Origin of the sequence: Shewanella marina JCM 15074 (assembly GCF_000614975.1) — a bacterium.
In the GTDB taxonomy this organism is placed as follows: Bacteria; Pseudomonadota; Gammaproteobacteria; order Enterobacterales; family Shewanellaceae; genus Shewanella; species Shewanella marina.
The window spans coordinates 209018-234971 of record NZ_BALM01000003.1 but is presented as its reverse complement, the minus strand read 5'-3'; the positions used below and the strand labels follow the sequence as shown (position 1 = coordinate 234971).

Below are 25954 nucleotides of genomic sequence, written 5' to 3'. Positions count from 1 at the left end.
TCTAGGCCGACTGGCAATCCACGTGACTTAGGCTACCACAGCTAGGGGCTTTGTTAAGCCCCTTTTTTGCATTTTTTTACAAAAATAGTCTAATTTCTTGCTTGATCACATGTTTTTGACGACTTCGAAGCCTTCCACTGGTCGTTCTAACGCCAGTTTTAACACTTCATCAATCCACTGCACTGCGTGAATTTGTAAATCAGCAATGACATTTTGTGGAATTTCTTCCAAGTCGCGCTCATTCTCTTTAGGAATTAGCACAACTTTTATACCACCGCGGTGAGCTGCCAGTAACTTTTCTTTCAAGCCACCAATAGGTAATACTTCACCACGAAGGGTAATTTCACCTGTCATCGCCACATCAGCACGTACCGGATTACCGGTTAATGTTGACACTAAAGCAGTACACATTGCTGCACCTGCTGATGGACCATCTTTAGGGGTCGCACCTTCAGGCACATGCACGTGAATATCACGCTTCTCATAGAAGTCGCTATTAATGCCTAATTGGTCTGCACGCGCTCTCACAACGGTTAATGCTGCTTGAATAGACTCTTGCATCACATCACCCAGTGAACCGGTATAAGTTAACTTACCTTTACCCGCCACGGATGTTGATTCGATAGTCAATAACTCACCGCCGACCTCAGTCCATGCTAAACCAGTGACTTGACCCACTTGGTTATGAGACTCAGCTTTACCAAAGTCAAAACGTTGTACACCAAGGAATGATTTAAGGTTCTCTTGATTTACTGTAATTGACTTAAGTGATTTATCTAACATGATTTGTTTAACCACTTTACGACAAATCTTAGATAACTCACGCTCTAAAGCACGCACACCCGCTTCACGAGTGTAATAACGAATAATGCCTAATATTGCACTGTCTTCAACCGTAATTTCTGACGGCTTCAAGCCATTGCGCTCAACTTGCTTGGTCAACAAGTGCTGCTTAGCAATGTTAAGCTTTTCATCTTCGGTATAGCCTGATAAACGGATCACTTCCATACGGTCTAATAATGGACCTGGGATATTCATCGAGTTTGATGTGGCAACAAACATCACATCTGATAAATCATAATCCACTTCTAGGTAGTGATCGCTAAATGTTGCGTTCTGTTCAGGGTCTAACACCTCAAGTAATGCTGATGATGGATCACCACGCATATCAGAACTCATTTTATCGATTTCATCTAATAGGAATAATGGGTTTTTAACACCCACTTTTGCCATTTTCTGAATAATTTTACCCGGCATAGAACCGATATAAGTGCGGCGATGACCACGGATTTCAGCTTCATCACGTACGCCACCTAGAGCAACACGTACATACTTACGGCCTGTCGCTTTCGCAATGGATTGGCCAAGCGAGGTTTTACCTACACCTGGTGGGCCCACTAAACAAAGAATAGGACCTTTAAGTTGCTTAACGCGGCTTTGTACTGCGAGATACTCTAAAATACGCTCTTTAACCTTTTCAAGGCCAAAATGGTCGGTATCTAACACTTCTTGCGCCTTCGCTAAGTCACGCTTAATTTTACTGCGTTGCTTCCATGGCACTGATGTCATCCAATCAACATAACTACGTACTACCGTAGCTTCAGCAGACATTGGCGACATCATTTTTAATTTGTTTAATTCAGCTTCAGCTTTCTCTTTTGCCTCTTGAGGCATACCCGCTTCTTCAATCTTACGACCTAAGCCTTCAAATTCGTCATGGGTTTCATCAAGATCACCAAGTTCTTTCTGAATCGCTTTCATTTGCTCATTCAGATAGTACTCACGCTGACTCTTTTCCATCTGCTTTTTAACACGAGTACGAATACGTTTTTCAACTTGTAATAAGTCGATTTCGCCTTCCATCATCGCCATTAAATACTCGAGACGTTCACCAACGTTGACCATCTCTAGTACAGATTGCTTGTCTTCAAGCTTAAGCGGCATATGTGCCGCCATGGTATCGGCTAAACGCGCAGCTTCTTCAATCCCTGTTAGCGAAGTTAATACTTCTGGTGGGATCTTTTTATTCAGCTTAATGTAGCCTTCAAACTGATCAATTGCAGAACGTACGAGTACTTCTTCCTCTTTTTCAACAAGAGACTCTTCAGGTTCTAGTTTCTCGGCAATAGCAACAAAGTACTCATCCTCTTGAACATAACGTTCAATGCGTACTCGTTGACCACCTTCCACTAACACTTTTACCGTACCGTCAGGCAGTTTTAATAATTGTAAAATAGACGCTAGTGTACCCACATCGAAAATCTCATCGATGCCAGGCTCTTCTAACTCAGCATCACGCTGAGCCACTAAAATGATTTGTTTGTCCTGTTCCATTGCGCTTTCTAGACAACGGATAGACTTTTCCCGTCCAACAAATAACGGAATTACCATATGAGGGTAAACTACCACGTCTCGCAGTGGCAGTACTGGTAATTCGACTCGCGCTTCACGCTCTATGGTCATAGCTCGATTCCGTGTGATGAATTATGGATTACTGTCTGAGTATATTGGGGCAAACGGCGTGGTTTCAATAGCTAACATAAAAAAAGGAGCCGATATGGCTCCTTATTTATCAAATCAATAATCAGTCGATTATTTATTGTTCACCTGATACGGCTTGGTTATCTGTATTGTCATAGATCAATATAGGTGATGATTCACCTTTTACCACTGACTCATCAACAACCGCTTTATTGACACCTTCAACAGAAGGTAAGTCGTACATAGTATCTAACAGAATACCTTCTACGATTGAACGTAGACCACGAGCACCCGTTTTACGCGTCATTGCTTTATGTGCAATCGCTTTTAATGCATCTTCACGGAATTCAAGCTCTACGCCTTCCATTTCGAATAATGCAGCAAACTGCTTAGTAATCGCGTTCTTTGGCTCTGATAAGATCTGTACTAAAGCTTCTTCATCTAATTCTGTTAACGTTGCGACAACAGGTAGACGACCAATAAACTCAGGGATCAGACCGAATTTAACTAAATCTTCAGGCTCTACTTGTAACAATGTATCAGAAATAGTGGCTTTATCTTGTTCGCCTTTTACTAGCGCGCCAAAACCAATACCTGTACCTACATGAGCACGTTGCTCAATCACCTTTTCAAGGCCTGCAAATGCACCACCACAAATAAATAATATCTTTGAGGTATCTACTTGTAAAAACTCTTGTTGAGGATGCTTACGGCCACCTTGAGGTGGAACAGCCGCAATCGTACCTTCAATCAGTTTTAATAATGCTTGCTGAACGCCTTCACCCGATACATCACGAGTAATTGATGGGTTATCAGACTTACGGCTAATTTTGTCGATTTCATCGATATAAACAATACCACGTTGGGCTTTTTCTACATCGTAATCACACTTTTGCAGTAATTTCTGAATGATGTTTTCAACATCTTCACCCACATAACCGGCTTCAGTTAATGTAGTTGCATCGGCCATAGTGAATGGCACATCAAGAAAACGCGCTAATGTTTCTGCTAGCAATGTTTTACCACTACCAGTAGGACCAATTAACAAGATGTTACTTTTACCAAGCTCGACACCCTCTTTAGGGACGCCATTACGCAAACGCTTATAATGGTTATAAACAGCAACAGCTAATACTTTTTTAGCTTGGTCTTGACCAATCACATAATCATCAAGATGTGCTCGAAGCTCATGCGGCGTAGGTAATTTATCTTGATCACGCTTAGGCGAAATCTCTTTTATTTCTTCACGAATGATGTCATTACATAGCTCAACACATTCATCGCATACATACACTGAAGGACCTGCAATCAGTTTTCTTACTTCATGCTGGCTCTTTCCACAAAAAGAGCAGTACAGCAATTTGCCGTCACTGTTACTTTTATTGTCGCCCATTTACTTACCTCTTAAACCGTCTGCTACTTGTCTGAGCATAGCTCAGACAAGTTTAAAAATCAGCTTCGTTTGGTCATTACTGAGTCAACTAGGCCATAATCCATGGCTTGTTGTGCACTCATAAAGTTATCACGATCAGTATCGCGCTCAATCACATCAAGTGGTTGACCACAATGCTCAGCTAACATTTCATTTAATTTTTGTTTAATGCCTAGAATCTCTTGCGCATGAATCGCAATATCTGATGCTTGACCTTGGAAGCCACCTAGTGGCTGATGGATCATCACACGTGAGTTTGGTAGACAATGACGCTTACCTTTAGCGCCACCTGCAAGTAGGAATGCACCCATGCTTGCTGCTTGGCCAATACATACTGTACTGACGTTTGGCTTAATAAACTGCATAGTATCATAAATCGCCATACCTGCAGTCACAGAACCACCTGGCGAGTTAATATATAGATAGATATCCTTATCTGGACTTTCTGACTCAAGAAACAATAACTGCGCAACAATCAGATTAGCCATATGCTCTTCAACTTGACCAACCAAGAAAATCACACGCTCTTTTAATAAACGAGAGTAAATATCGTAAGAGCGTTCACCTTTAGAGGTTTGTTCAACCACCATGGGTACTAATGCATTGAGTACTGATTCTGGTGCATTTTGCATTTTTTATAATCCCTAAATAAAAAAAATGGCTCGTATGAGGAACCTCATACGAGCATTATAAATGGCTAACTGCCAGCTAAGTCAAGCTTAGCTTATGCACGACCTGTAGCTTTGTTCATAAATTCTTCAAAAGCAACTTCTTTTTCAGTTACTTTAGCAGCTTTTAATACAGCTTCAATCGCTTGCTCTTCAAGAGCTACGTTACGCATGTTCTGCATTAACTCTTGATTTGCATTGTAGTATTCGATCACTTCTTTTGGATCTTCGTATGCAGAAGCCATAGATTCGATCATCGCCTGTACGCGCTCGTCATCAGCTTTTAATTCATTTGCTTTGATCACTTCGCCAAGTAGTAGACCTACTTTAACGCGACGGATAGCTTGCTCAGTGAATAATTCAGCTGGTAGTTCAGGCATGTTAGTACCTTGGTTACCAAAACGCTGCATTGCTTGCTGACGTAGAACATTTACTTCGCCATCGATCAACGCTTGTGGAATTTCCATTTCGTTGTTAGCGATTAGACCTTCGATTACTTGCTCTTTCACGTTAGCTTTTAACGCTTGCTCAAGTTCACGAGTCATGTTCTTACGGATTTCAGCTTTAAGACCTTCAACACCACCTTCAGTGATACCGAATAAAGTCGCGAACTCGTCAGTCACTTCTGGTAGGTTAGCAGCTTGAACTTCAGTTAGCGTGATAGCGAACTTAGCAGCTTTACCTTTTAGCTCTTCTGAGTGGTACTCTTCAGGGAAAGTTACGTCGATTTCGAACGCTTCACCTGCTTTGTGACCTAGGATACCAGCTTCAAAACCTGGGATCATACGACCGCTACCCATTTGAAGTTCAAAGCCTTCAGCCTTGCCACCTTCAAACTCTTCGCCATCTACACTACCAACAAAGTCCATCTTCACTTTGTCGCCATCTTGCGCTTCACGCTCAACAACTTCGAAAGTTGCGTGTTGCTTACGTAGCGTTTCGATCATTGTATCTAGATCAGCATCTTGAACTTCAGCTTTAGGCTGTTCAACTTCAATTGCGTCTAGACCTTTTAGCTCAACTTCTGGGTAAATTTCAAAAGTTGCTACGAATTCAAAGTTCTCTTCTTTTGCTTCACCAGGAACAAAAGTAGGAGCGCCAGCTGGGTTTAACTTCTCAGCTACGATAGCTTCGATGAAGTTACGTTGCATTACTTCGCCCATGATTTCTTGACGAATAGCTGCGCCATAACGCTTCTCGATTACGCTAACTGGTACTTTACCAGGACGGAAACCAGGAATACGAGCACGCTTTGCTTCCTGCTTTAGGCTTTCTTTAACTTGGTTTTCGATCTGCTCAACTGGAACAGAAATAGTTAGGCGACGCTCTAGGCCCTGAGTTGTTTCAACAGAAACTTGCATTGTTTTACCTCGAAATATGTCTAACGTCCTTTGTAATAGTCGACAATTCAACTATTAGGTATTCGTTTCTTGATTTTTAATTTGACGCACATGCTATCTCATCTACAGATAAGTTACATCGGTCTTTATACATTAACCGCCATCAAGACGCGACATTATAGCCAGCGTTATCAGCGGAGTCGAGGGGCAATATTGGAATTTCGGACGTAAAAAAAGCGACCAGAGGTCGCTTTTATACTTCTTAATAAAGAATGGGGTGACTGATGGGGTTCGAACCCACGACAACCGGAATCACAATCCGGGACTCTACCAACTGAGCTACAATCACCACTGAAAATGGTACGCCCGGCAGGATTCGAACCTGCGGCCACCCGCTTAGAAGGCGGGTGCTCTATCCAACTGAGCTACGGGCGCAGAATTTAATTTACAAATCCTGCTTAAATTATGACGCGTTTGCATCACTTTAAAATATGGTCGGTGATAGAGGATTCGAACCTCTGACCCTCTGGTCCCAAACCAGATGCGCTACCGGGCTGCGCTAATCACCGAGTCACTCTTAACAAGAGTTTAATTAAACTGCCTCGTTGAGAACGGAGCGAATCTTATAATCTCATGTGACCTTCGTCAACGGTTTTTTTATAAATGGCGGTCAACTGATTATTTTAGCGTCTAACCATAGCAGTAATGCATATTAATTACGCTAACACATTTATTTCTACCACAATTTCCATATTAAAGAATTAACAATCCACTCTTGTTAATCATGACAGTTTATCTTTGCAGTGTTAAAGTAATGGCGTTTTTCGCCGTATTAAAAGGATAGCTTAATCACATGACAGCTCAAATCATCGATGGCAAGGCTATCGCCGCCGCCATTCGACAACAACTAAAACAAAAAGTAGCAGCAAGAATTGAACAAGGATTAAGAGCGCCAGGTTTGGCCGTAATTCTTGTTGGCAGTAATCCTGCGTCACAGGTATACGTCAGAAGTAAACGTAAAGCTTGTGAAGAGATCGGCTTTATTTCAAGCTCATTTGATTTACCAATAGACACTTCTGAAGCTGAGTTATTAGCATTAATTGATGAGTGTAATCACGATGACTCAATCGATGGTATTTTGGTGCAATTACCATTACCAAGCCATATCGAAGACGCCAAAGTGATTGAAAAAATTCGCCCTGATAAAGATGTCGATGGTTTTCATCCATACAATATCGGTCGTTTAGCGCAAAAAACACCTGTTCTACGCCCATGTACGCCAAAAGGTGTGATCACTTTACTTAATTCTACTGGTGTCGATCTACACGGCTTAGATGCGCTTGTAGTTGGAGCATCTAATATTGTTGGCCGCCCAATGGGATTAGAGCTGTTATTAGCAGGTTGTACCACAACTGTCTGTCACCGCTTTACCCAGAATTTAGAAACTAAAGTGCGCAATGCAGACTTAGTGGTCGCCGCAGTAGGTCGCCCAGGATTTATTAAAGGTGAATGGATTAAACCTGGCGCAATTGTGATTGATGTGGGTATTAATCGATTAGACGATGGTTCACTTGTGGGTGATGTTGAATTTGACCTTGCAGCAGAGCACGCCAGTCATATTACTCCTGTACCAGGTGGAGTGGGACCAATGACCATCGCTAGCTTGCTTGAAAATACTTTATACGCTGCTGAGCAATATCACGATAAATTGCCTCACGCTTAATCGATAAATGTATAAATAAAAAATGCCTGCGTGATGCAGGCATTTTTATTGGCATTAATCAGAAATTACTTTTTACGCCAAGTAGTGCCATTAGCACCATCTTCAAGCACAACACCTAGCTCATTTAAACGATCACGTGCTACGTCAGCAGCAGCCCAATCTTTTTCTACACGGGCACGGTTACGCTCAACAATTAACGCTTCAATTTCAGCGACTTCATCATCACTGCCCTGACCTTGTAAGAAAGCTTCTGGTGTTTGACTTAATAAACCTAATACATCAGTTAACTGCTTAAGGCTAACACCTAATGCAGATGCAGCTGCCATATCAGTGGTTTTAAGACGGTTAATCTCACGCACCATTTCAAATAGCACTGAGTATGCTTCTGGCGTATTGAAATCATCATCCATTGCCGCTTTAAACTGCTCGATATACTTAGTTGCATCAGCAGGTGCAACCGTTAGGTCTAAACCTTTAATACAGGTATACATACGTTCAAGTGCCGCACGAGCCTGCTTTAGGTTATCTTCTGAATAGTTTAACTGGCTACGGTAGTGGCCAGATAATAAGAAGTAACGGACAGTTTCTGGATCATAATGTTCTAGCACATCACGGATAGTAAAGAAGTTACCTAATGACTTAGACATTTTCTCTTTATCAACCATCACCATGCCAGTATGCATCCAATAATTTACATATGGCGTATCATGGGCGCAGCAAGACTGTGCAATTTCATTTTCATGATGTGGGAACTGCAGATCAGAACCACCACCATGAATATCAAAATGAATTCCTAAATGCTTACTGTTCATTGCTGAACATTCAATGTGCCAACCTGGTCGACCTAGGCCCCATGGTGATTCCCAAGTAGGTTCACCTGGCTTTGACATTTTCCATAACACGAAATCCATTGGATCACGTTTATTCTCATCCACTTCAACACGAGCACCCGCTTGTAGTTGCTCAATGTTTTGACCTGATAACTTGCCATATTCAGGGAATGAAGAAACGCTGAATAAGACGTCACCATCTGCGGCTACATATGCATGACCACGCTCAATCAATAAGATCACCATGTCGATGATTTCTTGAATATGCAAAGTTGCACGTGGTTCAAAATCAGGACGGATCATATTTAAGCTGTCAAAATCGTGGTGCATCTCGCCAATTAAGCGCTCTGTTAACGCTTCACACGATTCATTATTTTCATTGGCACGTTTAATAATTTTATCGTCAACATCTGTGATATTGCGCTGAAAGTTAACTTCATAACCAACGTAACGAAGGTAGCGCACGATCATATCGAAAGAGACGAAAGTACGACCGTGGCCAATATGACATAGATCATAAATAGTCACGCCGCAAACGTACATTCCGATCTTGCCGGGCTCAATGGGTTTAAATTCTTCTTTTTGGCGACTAATACTGTTGTATATCTTCAACATGAGTGCTCTCTTTCTAATGTCATATTGTTATAAAATCATGCAAAACATTTTATCACGGCAATAAGAGTTGAATACAGGTCTTTATGCAGAACTTGAGATAAGTTAGAATCCGCCGACTATTTTATAAAAAGGTTTATTATGATTACTTTGCACACTAACTACGGTGATATCAAGATCGAACTTGATCATGAAAATGCACCAGCAACTGCAGCTAACTTTGAGCAGTATGTAAAAGATGGCTTTTTTGATGGCACTATCTTCCACCGTGTAATTGATGGTTTTATGGTTCAAGGCGGCGGTTTCAACGAAGATATGTCACAAAAGACAACTCGTGATGCAATCCAAAACGAAGCAAACAACGGCCTTTCAAACGTAACTGGTACATTAGCAATGGCACGTACATCTGCGCCACACTCTGCTTCTTCACAGTTTTTCATTAACGTTAATGACAACACTTTCTTAGATTTTAAAAATGAATCTATGCAAGGTTGGGGCTACTGTGTATTCGGTAAAGTTGTTGAAGGCATGGAAGTTGTGAACAAAATCAAAGCAGTTGATACTGGTCGCAACGGTATGCATCAAGATGTGCCATTAGAAGCAGTTGTTATCACTAGCGCAACTATCGACGCATAATTATTTAATGCGCACATTATTTATAGGGGATCTGCACTTAAGTGCAGATCGCCCTGATATCACTCAAGCATTTTATCATTTTCTTGATACCCAATTAAATGATGCCGATGCACTCTATATTCTTGGCGATCTATTTGAAGTCTGGGTTGGTGATGATATTGCCGAACCTTTTGCACTTGAACTTGCGGCAAAGCTAAAAGCGATTTCAGCGCATTTACCGATTTATTATATTCACGGTAACCGTGATTTTTTACTTAATAAAAAATACGCTCAACTCAGTGGTATGCAACTATTGCCCGAAGTCAAAGTCATTGATTTATACGGCACTAAAACTGTGTTACTACACGGTGATAGTTTATGTACTCTAGATAAAGCCTACCAACGCTTTAGATGGTTTAGAAGCCAAGCTTGGGCACGTTTTATTTATAACCATCTACCGCAAAAACGCCGTATTAATATTGCCAATAACTTGCGTGCAAAAAGTAAAGCCAGCAATAAAAACAAAACCATGCAGATTATGGATGTAGAATCTGACGCGGTGCAGCAATTAATGCAACAAACTGGCGCAAGTTTAATGATCCACGGCCATACCCACAGGCCTGATATCCATCAGTTACAACATGGCTTACAACGTATTGTTGTGGGTGACTGGTATCACCAAGCGAGTGTATTAAGTATCAGCCTGATGAGGTAAAACTTGAACATAGCGCATTATAATCTCCCCTGTATTGCGCTATACAGGGACTCCGCTGTGAAATCTAAATAGCGGATCATCAGCAACCACTAAACTAGCCTCTATCTCAGCCAGTTCATCAATTCGTTGTTCAACATTATCGACTTGATGTTGCTTAGCAACCAATTGCGCTAAATTAAGATAATCTTGAAAGTGACGTGCTTCAGAACGCAATAGCGATTGATAAAAGCGGGATAAATCTTGCTCTAAATACGGTGCTAACTTAGCAAATCGTTCGCATGAACGCGCTTCAATTAATGCCCCAATAATCAATCGATCAATTAGGCGCATCGGCTCATAGGTACGCAGCTGGCTTAACAACTGTTTGGCATAAGTGCCAGCGTTGAGATTTTGATAGTCAATGCCCCTATTAAGCATGATTTCTAATACTTGCTGAAAATGGTGAAATTCCTCTTTCACCAGCAACATCATTTGTTCGACTAATACCCGCTCAAAAGGATCATTAGGTGCGTTCAGTTTCGGCATCTGTTTATGTAATAAACTAGCTGTTTCCACAAACTGAGTAACATCACGATCGCGCCAGTAAATAAGTTGTTCATAAGGTTTAACCCACAGCTGCAGTTGCCGTCCTTGCTCAGCAGTTAACGCGTAATGCCTTAAAAGATAAATGGCACTCTGTGCAGCCTTTAACTCGCAGTTACAATGATCGATTAGCAAAGTGGTTAATTGTGCGGGCTGCGACGCATACTCAATCCATGAGTTTGGGGTTCCACAATGTAAAAATTGATTTATTGCGCTTAATTGCTCGGCCATATTCCTTTCCGCCTACACCATTTTTTATCATTGTAACATTGAGTTAAACCTAGTAATCAAGTTGGATTTTTACGCTAAAATTTGACTCTTAAGACTTTTTGACTAATAAATAATCTAGTAGTAACTTAAAAAATGTAAGTGCAAGCAAGATTAATACCCAGAAAAATACCTTGTTCGTCTGCAGTTTGGCGAGCGCAAAACTAGCTAAACAAGGAAAAATCTATGATATTGAACCATCTTATGGGCTTATATACTCGACCAAAACAAGAATGGCATGCCATTGAAGAGGGCCATGAGTCAATTTCAAAAAGCCTAAGTCATATTATGGTCATGGCATTAATCCCTGCGATATGCAGTTATATTGCCGCTGCGCATATTGGCTGGAACCCAGGTTTCGGCGAGCTAAATTTCTCACCCCACAAAGCGCGATGTTTATGTCTGTAGGTATGTATGTTGGCTTAATTGCTGGGGTATTTGTGCTAGCTTATTTAGTTTATTGGATGTCAAAAACATTTGATGCTAAACCCAGCTATACACAGGCATTAGAATTAGCGGCTTATACTGCTACACCTCTATTTATGGTCGGCGTTGCGGTACTTATCCCGGTACTCTGGTTTATTATGGTGATTGGCTTAATAGGTTTAAGTTACTCGGTATACTTACTCTATACAGGGGTGCCAATCTTAATGAATATCCCTGAAGAAAAAGGTTTTATCTATGCCAGTTCAGTGGTTACCGCTGGACTGGTTTTATTAGTGGCACTGATGACCAGTAGCATTATTTTATGGAGTATCGGCTTTGGCCCAGCCTACCAATAGTCACTAAATAGATATAAAAAAAGAAGGCTTATGCCTTCTTTTTTATTACCTAACAACTCACATTAAGCAAAAGTATCGCGTAATGGTACGGTTAAGTTAAATACTAACTGCTCTGCGCTTGAATCTTTATTATCAGCACAGAAGTAACCTTCACGCTCAAACTGGTAAGCTTGCTCAGCAGGTGCATTCACAAGACCCGCTTCAACTACACCAAATTTAATCTCTAATGACTCTGGATTTAATACTTCATCCACAGTTTCTGCACTAGCAGGGTTCGCATCAGTAAATAGACGCTGATATAGACGGAACTCAGCAGGTTTTGCGGTAGTCGCTTCAACCCAATGAATCACACCTTTTACTTTACGACCATCAGCTGGGTTCTTACCCAATGTTTCAGGATCATAAGTACAGTAAACAGTCGTGATGTTACCTTCTTCATCTTTATCGCAACGCTCAGCGCGAATAACATATGAATTACGTAAACGTACTTCTTTACCTAGCACTAAACGCTTGAATTGCTTATTAGCTTCTTCTTTAAAATCTTCAGCATCGATAAAGATTTCACGACCAAAGGCTAATTCACGCTTACCGAGCTCTTCCTTGTTAGGATGTACTGGGGCATAAACCGTTTCTAGCTCACCTTCAGCAAAGTTTTCAATAACCACTTTAAGAGGCTTAATTACTGCCATTGCGCGTGGTGCGTTATCATTTAGGTCTTCACGAATACAAGCTTCTAACATGCCTACTTCGATCATGTTTTCTTGCTTAGTCACACCAATACGTAAACAGAATTCACGGATTGCTGCTGGTGTATAACCACGACGACGTAAGCCCGCAATAGTAGGCATACGAGGGTCATCCCAACCATTCACTAACTGACGCGCCACTAAGTCATTAAGTTTACGCTTAGACATCAGCGTGTACTCAAGGTTTAAGCGAGAGAATTCATACTGATGTGGACGAGTCGGCTTTTGGAAATCATCTAAATGATCCAATACCCAGTCGTATAAACGACGGTTGTCTTGGAACTCTAAAGTACATACTGAATGGGTGATATTTTCTAACGCATCAGAGATACAGTGAGTAAAGTCATACATTGGGTAAATGCACCACTTGTCACCGGTTTGGTGATGATGAGCAAAACGAATACGGTAAATCACAGGATCACGCATACACATGAACGGTGATGCCATATCAATCTTGGCACGTAGTGCACACTCACCTTCTTTAAAGCCACCCGCGCGCATTTTTTCAAATAATGCTAAGTTTTCTTCAACAGAAGTATCACGATATGGACTATTTTTACCCGGCTCTTTCAACGTACCACGGTACTCACGAGTTTGTTCCGCGTTTAAGAAACAAACGTAAGCTAAGCCTTTATTAATTAGCTCAATTGCGTATCCGTGTAACTGATCAAAATAGTTAGATGAATAACAGATATCGCCATTCCATTGGAAACCTAACCACTGCACATCCTGTTTGATCGAGTTTACGTAATCGATATCTTCTTTTTCAGGATTGGTATCATCAAAACGTAAGTTACACTGACCTTGGTAATCTTTAGCGATACCAAAGTTTAAACAGATCGACTTAGCGTGACCGATATGCAAGTAGCCGTTAGGCTCTGGCGGGAAACGTGTATGTACGCTGGTATACTTACCGCTAGCAAGGTCTTCATCGATGATATTACGAATGAAGTTACTAGGACGTACTTCTGTGTCCACATGGCTCATGGAATTCCTCTTTGCGAACATGGCAATTTAACTAAACACGAATAATCCTACAGATCGTCATCAGTTACAATGCCCAAACGTTAAAAACTCACGGCTACATAGCTCTGTAACCGTAAATAGACAAAAAAGCAGCACCTGAGTGCTGCTTTTACGAACAAACTTACTATTTTTAACTTTTACTGGCTAACAACGCGAATGCCTGGGATGATTTGCTGAGTGCGTTTACCTTTCTGTTTTAACCACTGATAAAACACAACTAGCGCAATTACAAAGCCGCCAATCCAAAGTCCAGATTGTAATGGATGCTGTTCAAATGTCGCTGTTTGATAAACGATTGTTGAACTGCCGTATGCAAGTGCAAATGTCCAAGTTGCAGCAAACATTGCCCAACGCGAACCAAACTCATGCACTAATGCCCCCATCGCTGCCACACATGGTGTGTATAACAATACAAATAGTAAATAACTAAATGCTGCCGCTTGGCTAGTGAAGCCTGATTGTAATGCTGAGAAAGTCGACGTATCTACGCCCTGCTCTTCAGCGGCCACTTTTTGATTAGATACATCACCGACATTCAATGCTAAAGGATCTTCAAATGAGATACCAAATAGGTTAGCAGGAATCGTTTTCAATGCTTCAGTAAAGCTTTCTGATAATGGCGCTAAACCATCCTCATCAGCACCTTGAGATGCGCTGTATAAGCTGTTTAAGGTACCAACTACTGCTTCTTTAGCAAAAATACCCGTCACAATACCGACTGTTGCAGGCCAGTTATGCTGCTCTACACCCATAGGGCTAAAGAATGGGGTGACTTTCTGACTAACGATACTTAATACAGACTCTTTGCTATCTTCATGACCAAATGAACCATCAGGACCAATCGCATTAACAAAGTTTAGTAACGTCACGACGATAACAATAGTCTTACCTGCACCTTTAATAAAACTCTTAGTACGTTTACTGGTACGTACCACAACTGCTTTAAATTTAGGTAATTCATAACTTGGCAATTCCATCACTACCGCACTGCTAGTACCCGGTAATAGCGTTTTACGTAGCATAAAGCCTGTACCAATCGCAGCCACAATACCAAGTAGATACAATAAGAACACTAAATTTTGACCTGAATGCGGGAAGAATGCTGCAGCAAACAATGCATATACAGGTAAACGTGCGCCACATGACATAAACGGTGCCATCATACCGGTCACGATACGCTCACGTTGGCTGCCTAGTGTACGAGTTGCCATAATTGCAGGTACTGAACAGCCAAAACCCACAATCATAGGCACAAACGCTTTACCTGGTAAACCGATACGGCGCATTAAGCCATCAACAACAAATGCTGCACGTGCCATGTAACCTGAACCTTCAAGCACAGATAAACCGAGGAACAAGGCTGCAATCACTGGAATAAAGGTCGCTACGGTTTGGATACCTTGACCAATACCGCCAGCTAAGATAGTGACTAACCATTGTGGTGAACCCACTGAGGTTAACCAAGCACCAAAATGATCAACAAATAACGCACCCGCACTAATGTCAAAGAAGTCAATAAATGAGCTGCCGACATTAATACTGAACATAAACAGTAAATACATCACCGCTAAAAATACTGGAATACCCAGTACTGGATGCAATACAAATTTATCTAATCTGTCAGTAAAGCTTAAATACTCACCAGCAGAGACAGAAGCTTGATAAACGTCTTCGACAAAATCAAAACGCGTTGTGGCAACCATCAATTCAATATCTTTACCTTGAGCAGATAAAGCAGAAGAACATTGTTCAACGTCTTCAACTAATTGACCATGATTGCACTTACCACAACCTAAACCATTGGCTAGCATAGCCAATGCACGGCCACGGCTCACCGTTTCATCTTTACTTAGAATACTCTTAACGGCTGCTTCAACTTGAGCATCGTAACCAAGCTCTAACTGAGCTTCTGAAACGTTACCAGCAAGCAACTCAACAAATTGAGCTTGAACTTTAACCACATCGGCTGGTGTACGAGAACAAACAGCAATCACGGGGCAGCCGAGTTTTTTGCTCATCGCCGCGATATCGACTTTGATGCCATGCTTATTGGCGATGTCGATTTTATTAAGTACCACCACCATCGGGATACCCAATTCACGTAATTGAACTGTTAAATAAAGGTGACGTTCGATATTGGTCGCATCAACTAAATTGATAATGCCATCGATGTGTTGTTCAGCAATATACTGCTGCGCAATTTGCTCATCTAGAGAACAATCACAACCACTACCTGCAGGTAAGATGTCATAAATACCAGGTAAGTCGGTTAAGAAAACATCGGCTCCTTGCAAAGTAAAATGACCGGTTTTCTTCTCTACGGTTACACCTGACCAGTTACCAACCTGTTGGTTAGAACCCGTTAATGCATTGAATAATGTTGATTTACCCGCATTAGGGTTACCAATCGTGACGCAATGAAACTGCTTAGTCATTCGTCTTTTCCACCTTAATGATTTCTGCTAAATCTTTACGCATACAAAGTTTACTGCCACGAAGTTCTAATTGTAATCCAGAGCCCATTGGCGCCTTACGTACCATAGTAAATCGGGTATTTGGCGTAATCCCCATCGAGAGTAATTTGCGCTTAACTGTTTGTGGTAACTCTATGTGCCCCACCGCGGAAATAACAGCGTTATCGCCTGGACTTAATTCGCTTAACTTCATTACAACTCACCTTGTATACAGGTATAAATTCAAAACTTGCTTAAATTATATCGCACCTAGATTAAAGATAATTTTACCTAGATCATGATTTTCAAACCTAAACGATAATAATTTTCAATTGTGTTCGGCGATTATAAACATAAATTCTTCGAAGGAAATGCATTTTGAAAAATAAATCGTTCAAATTTGAAAAAACATTTAGCATTAAATTTTGTTCAACCATTTACTTACAAACAAATAACAATGTGCACAGTTTCACAATTTAATATTTTATCTTCTATTTTTTAATATTTAGTCAGATCTCGTTCACATATTCCAAACTCATTGCCTGACTGGTATAACAAAATTCGCTAACCTTGCAGCATAAATATAATTAATTCACAAGGTTATATCATTTTTATTGCATATACCCGCTGTGAGTCAATTTACAATAATGCGGGGTGAGTGATGAGTAAAATGATGAAGCTAAATGCTGTAACCAAAACTTTTTTGGCTGCAGGTTTAATGAGTTTCGTGATCACAGGTTGTGGTGGCGATGATGGTGAAAATGGTAAAGATGGCGTCATTGGTGTTGATATTAATAGCAGCCCACAAGTTAATGCTATTTTTACCTCAGCAAAAGTTAACGATGGTCAAGTGACTGTTGACTTTAGATTAGAAAACGCCAACGGCGTAGCCGTATTAGGCTTAAACGCAAACCATGATTTGCGCTTTGGTATTGCCCAGCTAACACAAATGACAGAAACCATGGATGACAAAGATGGCGTGCCGACTGAGTACGATCGTGGTTATCAATGGCAAGCTTATATCAATGTGGCTAAGACTCCAGGCGCTATGCCTGATGACCAAACAGGTTTAACACCACGTGATACCACTCAAGCTGACGTAGAAAAAGTCAGCAATTGCGTGACCTGTTTAGTCGATCATAATGACGGTAGCTACACTTATACTTTCCAACAGAACATTGCCAATGTTACGACGCCTGTCGCGGTTGCTTACCATGCTGATTTTACCCAGCGTGCTACCCTAGAATTAGAACTACCACAAACGGTAGCTAATGCCGCTTACAACTGGCAGCCTTCAACAGGTTTAACTGAAGGTATTACCAGTCGTGATATGGTGGCAATGGAAACTTGCTATACCTGTCACCAGCCAGAAAGTCTTGAATTCCATGGTGGTCGTCGCACTGATTTAGCTAACTGTATTTCATGCCACACCACTGATTCAGCCGATCCAGAAAGCGGTAACAGCATTGACTTTACTTATTTAGTGCATGCGATTCATAAGGGCGATAGTCGAATGACTTATGATGCTAGCACTGATACTAAAGTGCCTGCACCATACAAAATCATTGGTTATAAAGGTTCGGTTCACGACTACGGTAAAGTCATGTACCCACAACAACCAGCAGCAGATTGCGCAGCTTGTCACGTACAAGGTGAAGATGCACCAAAAGATGCAGATTTATTCTTAGCAGATATGAACAACAACGCTTGTATCGCTTGTCATACAACAGTGCCAAAAGCCTATCATAAACCTGACAATGAAAATTGTATTTCGTGTCATATTGAAGAAGGCTACGCACGTAGCGGTGCAGAAGGTCATGGTGATGCGACTAAGCGTTACAAGGCAAGCCAAGACTACAGTGCTAACTTCTCTAAGATCAACGTCACTAATGGGGTATTAACCTTTGATGTACAGATCCTAAATGAAAAAGGCGAAGCGGTTGCAAAAGAATTTATTGCTAACCCAAGCAAATATACTCAATCAAGCATCTACTTCTCTTGGGATACAGATAAGGATTACCCAGCGTATACTGACAGTACTAAATATAGTGCTCGCGGTTTTGCGCTATTAAACCCTGACGTATCTACTTATGATGCAACTACAAAGACATTTAGCATTGATAGCACCAATAGCAAACTTGTACTTCCAGCGAGCTTAGATGGTAAGAGTGTTGAGTTATTTGCAGGCGTTGCCACTTGCTTTAAATCTGGAGGTTATGGTCGCCCAGTCGTTGAGCCAACAGCTTGTCAATATGATGAAACCGATCCAACTAAACTTCTGACTGATGCTGCTTATATCCAAGATGCACCATTAGGCTTTACTTGGAATAATACTGACACCAGTAAGCCTGCTACAGCACGCCGTGATATTATCGACAACAGCAAATGTATGGGTTGTCACAATCAAGAGATTGTTCACTACGACAACGGTATCAACTGTCAAGCGTGCCACACGCCAGACAAAGGACTTAATAAATGGGGTGGCAATGCACCAACGAGCTTCGCTTATAAAGCTCACCATGCAGAAGGTCACTACTTGAAATATGCGGGTGTGGGTTCAAGCACTGTAGTGAAGACAGATTGTTCGACTTGTCACACCGACAATGGTATCGAGCTAGGTCGTTCTCCTGACCGTGCATGGCGCTACGGTGATGCTGACGGTAGCGATATCTGGGTATCTTCAGATGCTGGTGCTTGCTTAAGCTGTCACCAAAAATACCTAAGTGATGCAGGTAAAGCTCATATCACTTCATTCGGCGGTATTTTAGATGGTATTGATGCTACGGATGCCAAAGAGCGTGCATCAGAATCTTGTGCAACGTGCCACTCACCAGAGCAAATTCGTCAGCTACATAAGTAAATAGTAACGTCAACATAATCAAGGGAGGCCATGCCTCCCTTTTTATTATTTTTTATCAATATCTACTTTTAATTTTTAGATATTTTTAACAAAAAACAACTCATCTCTCATATCTACAATTTCCTTAAAAAATAGCAAGATCCGCTTCACACATTGTAAATTTCAATCAATGAAATAGTCATTTTCAATGTTACTCTTTAGTTGGAGATATGTATCAATCAATATCGATTTCAATAGTGCGACAAGCATCATAATTAAGACGGTAAAAACCGCTAGAAATCGATATTCTGTACGGCAGGGGAATGATGATGAACGCAAATAAAACAAAATTAGCAATGATGCTATCGGTAGGCGCCATGACCATGGCACTTACTGGTTGTGGCGGTGATGGTAATGAAGGTCAGCCTGGTCAACCCGGCGGTATTCCAGCGGATACTGCTACAGTTTTAAATATTAATTATGATAATGTTGCAATCAACAATGGTATAGCAACAGTCAACTTTAGTGTCGCTAACGAAGAAGATCTTCCTGTCGTAGGCTTACAAAAAATACGCTTCGCTTCAGCCCAGTTATTACCTGCTAACGCAACTAGCGCCGGTAATGCTTCACAATGGCAATATTTCGGCGGCGAAACTTGTGATCTACGTGGTGAATGCGTAGGCACGTTTGTTGATCATAAAAATGGTCAATATAGCTATACTTTTGCTAAAAACCTGAATAATGATTCAGAAATTGACTTTAACCCTCAGTTATCTCATCGAGTATTATTACGCTCATACCCTGTTGCACTACCAAGTGGTGCAATGATGCCAAATACTAATAGTTATATCGATTTCGACCCAACCACAGGTGGCGATGCACTATACAGCCGCAGTATTGTCACCACTGAAACCTGTAATAGCTGCCATGGTGATATAGGTAAGACCGCTCATAAAGGTTCATTTACTGACGTTGCAGATTGTGCCACTTGTCACAGCAAAGGCAATGTCAGTGCAAGTGCTGAATTTACGACCCTTGCTCACAATCTGCATAAAGATGTCAATTTAGGTGGTTTACAAAACTGTCAGGGCTGCCACGTTGAATCTGAAGAAGCACCAGAGTGGAATAACTGGAGCCGTATTCCAACCATGGAAAGCTGTAGCAGCTGCCATACCAATATCGACTTTGTTAATGGCAAAGGCCACTCTGAGCAAGCTGACAACAGTAACTGTGTTGCCTGCCATAATAGCCAATGGACCACTGACGTTCATATGGCGAAGCAAAACGACCAAGACAAACTACTTGCTCAATACAGCATTGATGCAAAATTAGTCGCTAATACAGATAAAACAGCAACCTTAACCGTAGGCATTAATGATGCTAACGGCAAACCTGCTGATATCGCAATGCTATTGAAACAAATCCACCAACTAGAAACCATCACTAACGTGGGCCCTAACTACCTATGATGGGATATAACCCTGTTATTGATATCAATACAGGTAAAGAAGTTGTACCGAGTAAAGAGCCTAAAAATCTAATTATGAATGGCCAAATACAAGCTGGCGTGACACTGACTGACAATAAGTTAGTGTTTACCACTAAAGTATTACCATTTGCACAAGGCGATGCGGATACCGCCTTTACACTGATTGGCACTGCAATGTGTTATGACCAAATTGGACAAGATGTTGCGTTTGCTAACTGCACTGAAGAACCACAGTTTGTCAGCCTTAACAGTAGTCAAGTATTTGCTGCATTCGCTGGTGAAACAGTAAGCAAGCGTCACGTTGACTCAGTCACTTTTGATACTTGTGTTGAATGTCACGGTAAAGACTTTGTACTACATAATAAATACGGTCACCCAGGTTTTGTGATGAATGACTCAATGGGTCAAATCGTTAATGACAAACTCGAAGTCGGTGTAGATAGCTGTGTGAGCTGCCATACCCCGTACGGTACTTATGCTTCAGGTGCAAACAAAGGTGCGCTTGAGATGAAACTACACAAAACCCATATGGAAAAGGCGTATAGCTTAGTGGGCGGTGATTGTAGCCAGTGTCATGTTGACTTCAACCTCAATGCCTTTAAAGACAAAGGTCCATTAGCCACTGAAGCTAACTTATATACTTCACCGATTACGGCTACTTGTACTTCATGTCATAAGCCTGAGTATATGGGTCATACACCAGAGCAGTTAGAAAGTTTTGGTGCGGTTATCGCCAAAGACTTTATGACGGCAAAAGAGAACAGCCAAAGCGAAACCTGTTTTACTTGCCACAAACCAACAATTACTGATCATCGTATCATCCGGATGTAACCCAACGACGGCTTGGAGCTCAGCTCCAAGCCGTTATTGTTAATGGATTAATTGGGAAGTCATAATGAAAAAAACATCAACCCAGCTTACCCTTGGTTTACTTGCCTGCTTATTGTCTATCTCTACCCCTACCTATGCATCTAAATGGGATGCAAAAATGACACCTGAGCAAGTAGAAACCACCCTTATAGACAAGTTTGCTAAAGGCAGTTACTCACCTAAAGGCGCAGACTCCTGCCTAATGTGTCATAAAAAAAGTGACAAAGTGATGGCACTATTTCAAGGCCCTCACGGCGCAACCAATTCAAGTAAAAGTCCAATGGCTGGCCTGCAATGTGAAGCGTGCCACGGACCAATGGGCAAACACAATCGCGGTGGCAATGAGCCAATGATCGCCTTTGGTCCAAAATCCACTTTAGACGCAGAGATGCAAAACAGTGTCTGTATGAGCTGTCATATGGATGACGACCGTATGAATTGGGATGATAGTCATCATGCCAATGCAGATGTGGCATGTGCCTCATGTCATCAAATTCATACTGCGGCCGATCCCGTGATGAGCAAAGACACAGAAGTAGAAGTGTGTACTAGCTGCCATACTCAGCAAAAAGCAGACATTAACAAGCGTTCAAGCCATCCACTAAAATGGGACCAAATGGTGTGTAGCGATTGTCATAATCCACACGGTTCAGACTCAACCGATGCCGACTTAGTTAAATTTGACATCAACCAAACTTGCTATAGCTGCCATGCAGAAAAACGTGGCCCTAAATTATGGGAACACGCCCCTGTCACAGAAAACTGTGTTACCTGTCATAACCCACATGGTTCAGTCAATGATGCGATGCTAAAAGCACGTGCACCGCAGTTATGTCAACAATGTCACGCCAGTGATGGCCATGCCAGCAATCCATATTTTGGTAACACCAATATGGGGGGCCAAGTGAATAATAATGCCTTTACGGGTGGTCGTAGTTGTCTCAATTGTCACAGCCAAGTCCATGGTTCTAACCACCCATCTGGCAAATTACTGCAGCGTTAGTAGGAGATGAAAGCATGAAATGTAAACTCAATGTATTCACCCTAGCCATGCTAGCGCAAGCAGGGATCATGAGCGCGGTAATGGCGCAAGGTTTTGATTTAAGCCAAGCCAATACCAGTAAAGTAAAATTCGATAAATGGGTATGTAAAGCCTGTAAAGCTGAAACTGGCGTCAATGGCAACATTGGTGTGGGTCTAGGTTACCAACATAGTGATGATCTTCGCGCTGCTAATGCCATGGGCACTGATAACGAATTAGCCGCAAAACTTGATGCAGATGTCCGTTACAGCAATGAACAAGGCTATAACGCTGAATTTAATGCCGATAACCTCGGTATGGACAATAGCCGCGCTCAATTAAGTGCAGGTCAAGCAGGTCACTACCAAGTTAATGCTAATTTTAGACAAATAACGACTTTTGATACTGATAATGCCTTAACCCCTTATTTAGGTGTGGGTAGTGATCAGCTAAGTTTGCCGAACAATTGGGTAACTGCAGGTAGCACCAGCGCAATGACTCAATTGGCAACAGATCTCTATGCCTTTGATATGGACTTGAAACGTCAACGCTATGGCTTAGGTTTTGAGTATCAATCTGAGCAGTTATGGCAGACTTATATTAATTATGAGCGTGAGCAGAAAAAAGGCTTAAAAACCAGTTCTGGTAGCTCTTTAATCAATCGATGATGCTAGCAGAACCTGTAGATTACACTACGGATATGATTGAAGCAGGCATCAGCTTTAATGGTCAAAATTGGTTCACTGCACTTAATTACAATGGCTCTCGCTTTAGTAATCAATATAGCCAGTTAAGCTTTGATAATGCTTTTAATCCCACTTTTGGTGCACAAACAGTCGGGGTAATGGCACTGGATCCTGATAACGAATCGCATATTGTATCATTACAAGGTCAGTATCGATTTGACACGACCCGAGTTAATGGTCGCGTACTTTATGGTCAAATGTCACAAGATCAGCAATTTGTGACCCAAGGTTATGCTTACGCACTACCGCAGCAATCAGCCAATGCTGAAGTTGATTTATTGGGCATTAATTTAAAAGCACAAACTCGTATCAGTCGTGATTTAAAACTCTCTGCCGTTTATGATTACAACGAGCGTGATAACACCACACAAGTTGAACAATGGACTCAGATTAGTATTAATGATGTCACAGGCCAAGTGGCTTACAACACGCCATATGATTTTAGCTATCATAGCGCCAAGTTAGCCGCTGATTACCGTATTGTTCGCGGTGTTAAATTTGCAGCAGGCTTTGATTACCGCCGTGATGACCGCGACTACCAAGATCGCGAAATCACTGATGACAGCACCTTATGGAGCAGTTTACGGATCACTAAGTTTGCTGATATGAACCTGTTCTTTAAAGCCAGTTATGGTTTAAAAGATGGTTCTCGCTATCAAGCATCAGAACTCACTTCGTCAGAATCCAATGCGTTACTGCGCAAATATAATTTAGCCGATCGAGAGCGAACACAAGTTGAAGCACGCTTTAGCTACAGTGTCACACCAGCGTTAAGTGTTGATTTAGGCGCGCGCTACGCATTAGATGATTATGATGAAACCGTAATTGGTCTAACAGAAAGTAAAGACTTAAGTCTTGATAGCAGTATCAACTATCTGATTACCGATAATATTGATATTTCAGGCTTTTATAGTTACCAGACCATTGATCTAGACCAAGCAGGCAGCGACAACTTTGCGAGTGCAACTTGGCAAGCGACAATTGAAGATCAAATCAATGTTGTCGGACTAAACTTAGCTTATCGTAATCTATTACAAGATAAGCTGACGCTCGGCCTCGACTACACTTATTCTGACTCAAATAGTGATACTCAAGTGACTCAGGCTATTACGGGTAATTACGGTGATTATTTTGCCAAGGTGCATAATGCAAACCTCTATGCTAATTATCAAGTCAGTGAACATCTAGGATTACGCCTTGATTATAAATATGAGCGTTATCAAGATAATGATGCCGCGCAATCAGGCCAAGTTGATGAAATTTGGAATGTACTGACCTTTGGCAACAATAGCCATAATTACAACGCCCAGTTAGTGATGCTATCGGTTAACTACCGTTTATAATCACAACTCATACTGAATTCAAAACCGCAGCCTGCCTGCGGTTTTTTTATAAGCAAGATCACAGTTTTGAATTTAGATAACGCTAATTTGCCTACAAAGCAATCAAGTCTCTACTTTTCACTGAACTTACGCATATAATCAAACTCATATAGCCAATTTATCGTCTGCTTGAGTTTATTATGCGCCCATTTGTTCTATCTTTGATGTTAGTTTTACTGCCACTGCCCGCTTTTGCATTTTCGCCAGAAGGCAGCAATGCAACCGTATTTATCATTTTAGGCTTAGGCGGTTTCACCCTACTAAACCTAATTTTACAAAGCCTTTTTTATGTCAGTGGCCGTTATCAAAGTAAACGCTTTGCTCAGGTACATACCTATATTTCACTGATCATGCCGATTTTATCTGTGATTGGTATTTTTATGGATCACATGGGCTGGGCAGATATGGCGCTTAATGGTGGTTTAGTGTTTATTGGCACCGCATTTGCGCTATTACCATTACAACTTTGCACTCAGCAACGAGTCCCTTCAAACCGCAGTGCATCTATGCTAACGATTGCAGGGTTATGCTTCACGGCCATTGGTGCGTTTATCACACCAGTAGCACTATTTGCATTAGCAACAAGTCATGTGTTTATCCGCACTTACCAAGATAATAAATTAAAATATCTTAACTATATTATCCTAGCTGTCGGTTACCTATTACTGGCAAAATGGATTTACCAGTTAATCCAATTATGGCACTAAAGTGAATAATGTTGAGCAGTTAATTAAACAGGTACACCAATGTCACTTATGTGCCTCACAACTGCCCTACCCGCCTAAGCCTATTTTACAAATAGGCGCTAATGCCAAAATCCTAATCGCAGGTCAAGCACCCGGCGATATCACTCACCATAAAGGCATCCCATTTGATGATGCCAGTGGTGAGCGTTTACGCAGTTGGCTAGGGGTTGATAAAACACAATTTTATGACCCCAATTTATTTGCGATTTTACCGATGGGATTTTGTTATCCCGGAAAAAACAAAGGCGGAGATAAACCGCCATTGCCAATCTGCGCCGCTACTTGGCGACAGCCACTATTAGCACAACTGACACAATTACAACTCACCATTATTATTGGTAAATACGCAATCGCGTGGCACTTACAACAAACCCTATCTGTCACCGATGCAGTAGCGAATAACCCGCAATACTGGCCGCAGCAAATCGTATTACCTCATCCTAGCCCACGTAATAATATTTGGCTAAAACAGCATCCTGAATTTGCCGAACACACCTTGACGCACTTAAAACAACGAGTACAGCAAATTTTGACAAACTGATCCTTGCTGAATCGATCCCAACCCCATATAACAGTCTCATCATTATGG

General features: G+C 41.4%; 18 protein-coding genes, 3 tRNA genes and 2 pseudogenes. 11 read left to right on the top strand and 12 right to left on the bottom strand.

What is annotated here, in order from left to right:
- Window positions 1-105 precede the first annotated feature (105 nt).
- The 7 genes from lon to JCM15074_RS04225 all read right to left on the bottom strand — a co-directional run bounded on the left by lon (window position 106) and on the right by JCM15074_RS04225 (window position 6490).
- Window positions 106-2463 carry an endopeptidase La gene (gene lon / locus JCM15074_RS04255; RefSeq protein WP_025820079.1) on the bottom strand — a complete coding sequence of 786 codons (2358 nt, stop codon included), beginning with the start codon at window positions 2461-2463 and terminating at the stop codon, window positions 106-108.
- A gap of 133 nt (window positions 2464-2596) precedes the next feature.
- Window positions 2597-3874, bottom strand: coding sequence for an ATP-dependent protease ATP-binding subunit ClpX (gene clpX, locus JCM15074_RS04250; RefSeq protein ID WP_025820078.1), 1278 nt, complete (start codon window positions 3872-3874; stop codon window positions 2597-2599).
- A gap of 59 nt (window positions 3875-3933) precedes the next feature.
- The gene (gene clpP, locus JCM15074_RS04245) at window positions 3934-4545 is read right to left on the bottom strand and encodes an ATP-dependent Clp endopeptidase proteolytic subunit ClpP (protein ID WP_025820076.1); all 612 of its coding nucleotides are present in this window, start codon (window positions 4543-4545) and stop codon (window positions 3934-3936) included.
- 92 nt (window positions 4546-4637) lie between these two features.
- The gene (tig, locus tag JCM15074_RS04240; protein WP_025820075.1) at window positions 4638-5942 is read right to left on the bottom strand and encodes a trigger factor; all 1305 of its coding nucleotides are present in this window, start codon (window positions 5940-5942) and stop codon (window positions 4638-4640) included.
- A gap of 252 nt (window positions 5943-6194) precedes the next feature.
- Window positions 6195-6270, bottom strand: a tRNA-His gene (locus JCM15074_RS04235).
- A gap of 9 nt (window positions 6271-6279) precedes the next feature.
- Window positions 6280-6356 (bottom strand) — tRNA-Arg (locus JCM15074_RS04230).
- Between the two features lie 57 nt (window positions 6357-6413).
- Window positions 6414-6490, bottom strand: a tRNA-Pro gene (locus tag JCM15074_RS04225).
- Between the two features lie 284 nt (window positions 6491-6774).
- Here JCM15074_RS04225 and folD point away from each other — a divergent pair.
- On the top strand, window positions 6775-7644 hold the full coding sequence (gene folD, locus JCM15074_RS04220) for a bifunctional methylenetetrahydrofolate dehydrogenase/methenyltetrahydrofolate cyclohydrolase FolD (protein ID WP_025820074.1): 870 nt from the start codon (window positions 6775-6777) through the stop codon (window positions 7642-7644).
- Window positions 7645-7709: 65 nt separating this feature from the next.
- Here folD and cysS read toward each other — a convergent pair whose 3' ends face one another.
- Window positions 7710-9089, bottom strand: coding sequence for a cysteine--tRNA ligase (cysS, locus tag JCM15074_RS04215; RefSeq protein ID WP_025820073.1), 1380 nt, complete (start codon window positions 9087-9089; stop codon window positions 7710-7712).
- 138 nt (window positions 9090-9227) lie between these two features.
- Here cysS and JCM15074_RS04210 point away from each other — a divergent pair, with 138 nt between their 5' ends.
- Together JCM15074_RS04210 and JCM15074_RS20860 are read left to right on the top strand one after the other, a co-directional pair.
- Window positions 9228-9722, top strand: a complete 495-nt coding sequence (locus JCM15074_RS04210) for a peptidylprolyl isomerase (protein WP_025820071.1) — start codon at window positions 9228-9230, stop codon at window positions 9720-9722.
- Between the two features lie 7 nt (window positions 9723-9729).
- Entirely contained in the window at window positions 9730-10416 is a 687-nt protein-coding gene (locus JCM15074_RS20860) for a UDP-2,3-diacylglucosamine diphosphatase (protein ID WP_037469027.1), read from the top strand.
- Window positions 10417-10455: 39 nt separating this feature from the next.
- On the opposite strand, the gene miaE is transcribed toward JCM15074_RS20860, so the two are convergent.
- A complete protein-coding gene (miaE, locus tag JCM15074_RS04200) occupies window positions 10456-11229 on the bottom strand; it encodes a tRNA isopentenyl-2-thiomethyl-A-37 hydroxylase MiaE (RefSeq protein WP_025820070.1) in 774 nt (257 codons plus the stop codon).
- A 222-nt stretch (window positions 11230-11451) separates the two neighbouring features.
- Here miaE and JCM15074_RS20855 point away from each other — a divergent pair.
- Window positions 11452-12047 (top strand): annotated as a pseudogene (locus tag JCM15074_RS20855) (Yip1 family protein).
- A gap of 62 nt (window positions 12048-12109) precedes the next feature.
- Here the strand turns inward: JCM15074_RS20855 and glnS are convergent.
- The 3 genes from glnS to JCM15074_RS04180 form a co-directional block, all read right to left on the bottom strand.
- On the bottom strand, window positions 12110-13780 hold the full coding sequence (gene glnS / locus JCM15074_RS04190; RefSeq protein ID WP_025820069.1) for a glutamine--tRNA ligase: 1671 nt from the start codon (window positions 13778-13780) through the stop codon (window positions 12110-12112).
- A gap of 176 nt (window positions 13781-13956) precedes the next feature.
- The gene (feoB, locus tag JCM15074_RS04185; RefSeq protein ID WP_025820067.1) at window positions 13957-16254 is read right to left on the bottom strand and encodes a Fe(2+) transporter permease subunit FeoB; all 2298 of its coding nucleotides are present in this window, start codon (window positions 16252-16254) and stop codon (window positions 13957-13959) included.
- On the bottom strand, window positions 16247-16486 hold the full coding sequence (locus tag JCM15074_RS04180) for a FeoA family protein (protein ID WP_025820066.1): 240 nt from the start codon (window positions 16484-16486) through the stop codon (window positions 16247-16249). Before JCM15074_RS04180 ends, feoB begins: the two co-directional genes overlap by 8 nt.
- 447 nt (window positions 16487-16933) lie before the next feature.
- On the opposite strand from JCM15074_RS04180, the gene JCM15074_RS04175 reads away from it, so the two are divergent.
- The 7 genes and pseudogenes from JCM15074_RS04175 (at window position 16934) to JCM15074_RS04150 (ending at window position 25906) form a co-directional block, all read left to right on the top strand.
- A complete protein-coding gene (locus JCM15074_RS04175; RefSeq protein WP_025820065.1) occupies window positions 16934-19132 on the top strand; it encodes an OmcA/MtrC family decaheme c-type cytochrome in 2199 nt (732 codons plus the stop codon).
- A gap of 308 nt (window positions 19133-19440) precedes the next feature.
- Window positions 19441-20580, top strand: coding sequence for a multiheme c-type cytochrome (locus JCM15074_RS24775; protein ID WP_234400161.1), 1140 nt, complete (start codon window positions 19441-19443; stop codon window positions 20578-20580).
- The gene (locus JCM15074_RS24770) at window positions 20577-21431 is read left to right on the top strand and encodes a multiheme c-type cytochrome (RefSeq protein ID WP_234400160.1); all 855 of its coding nucleotides are present in this window, start codon (window positions 20577-20579) and stop codon (window positions 21429-21431) included. The genes JCM15074_RS24775 and JCM15074_RS24770 overlap by 4 nt, the downstream gene beginning before the upstream one ends.
- A 46-nt stretch (window positions 21432-21477) precedes the next feature.
- A complete protein-coding gene (locus JCM15074_RS04165) occupies window positions 21478-22473 on the top strand; it encodes a DmsE family decaheme c-type cytochrome (RefSeq protein WP_025820064.1) in 996 nt (331 codons plus the stop codon).
- Window positions 22474-22487: 14 nt separating this feature from the next.
- Window positions 22488-24580: pseudogene (locus JCM15074_RS20845) on the top strand (MtrB/PioB family decaheme-associated outer membrane protein).
- Between the two features lie 179 nt (window positions 24581-24759).
- Window positions 24760-25326 (top strand): hypothetical protein, encoded by a 567-nt coding sequence (locus tag JCM15074_RS04155; RefSeq protein ID WP_025820063.1) that lies wholly within the window; start codon window positions 24760-24762, stop codon window positions 25324-25326.
- Between the two features lies 1 nt (window position 25327).
- Window positions 25328-25906, top strand: a complete 579-nt coding sequence (locus tag JCM15074_RS04150) for a uracil-DNA glycosylase family protein (protein ID WP_025820062.1) — start codon at window positions 25328-25330, stop codon at window positions 25904-25906.
- The last annotated feature ends 48 nt before the right edge of the window (window positions 25907-25954 follow it).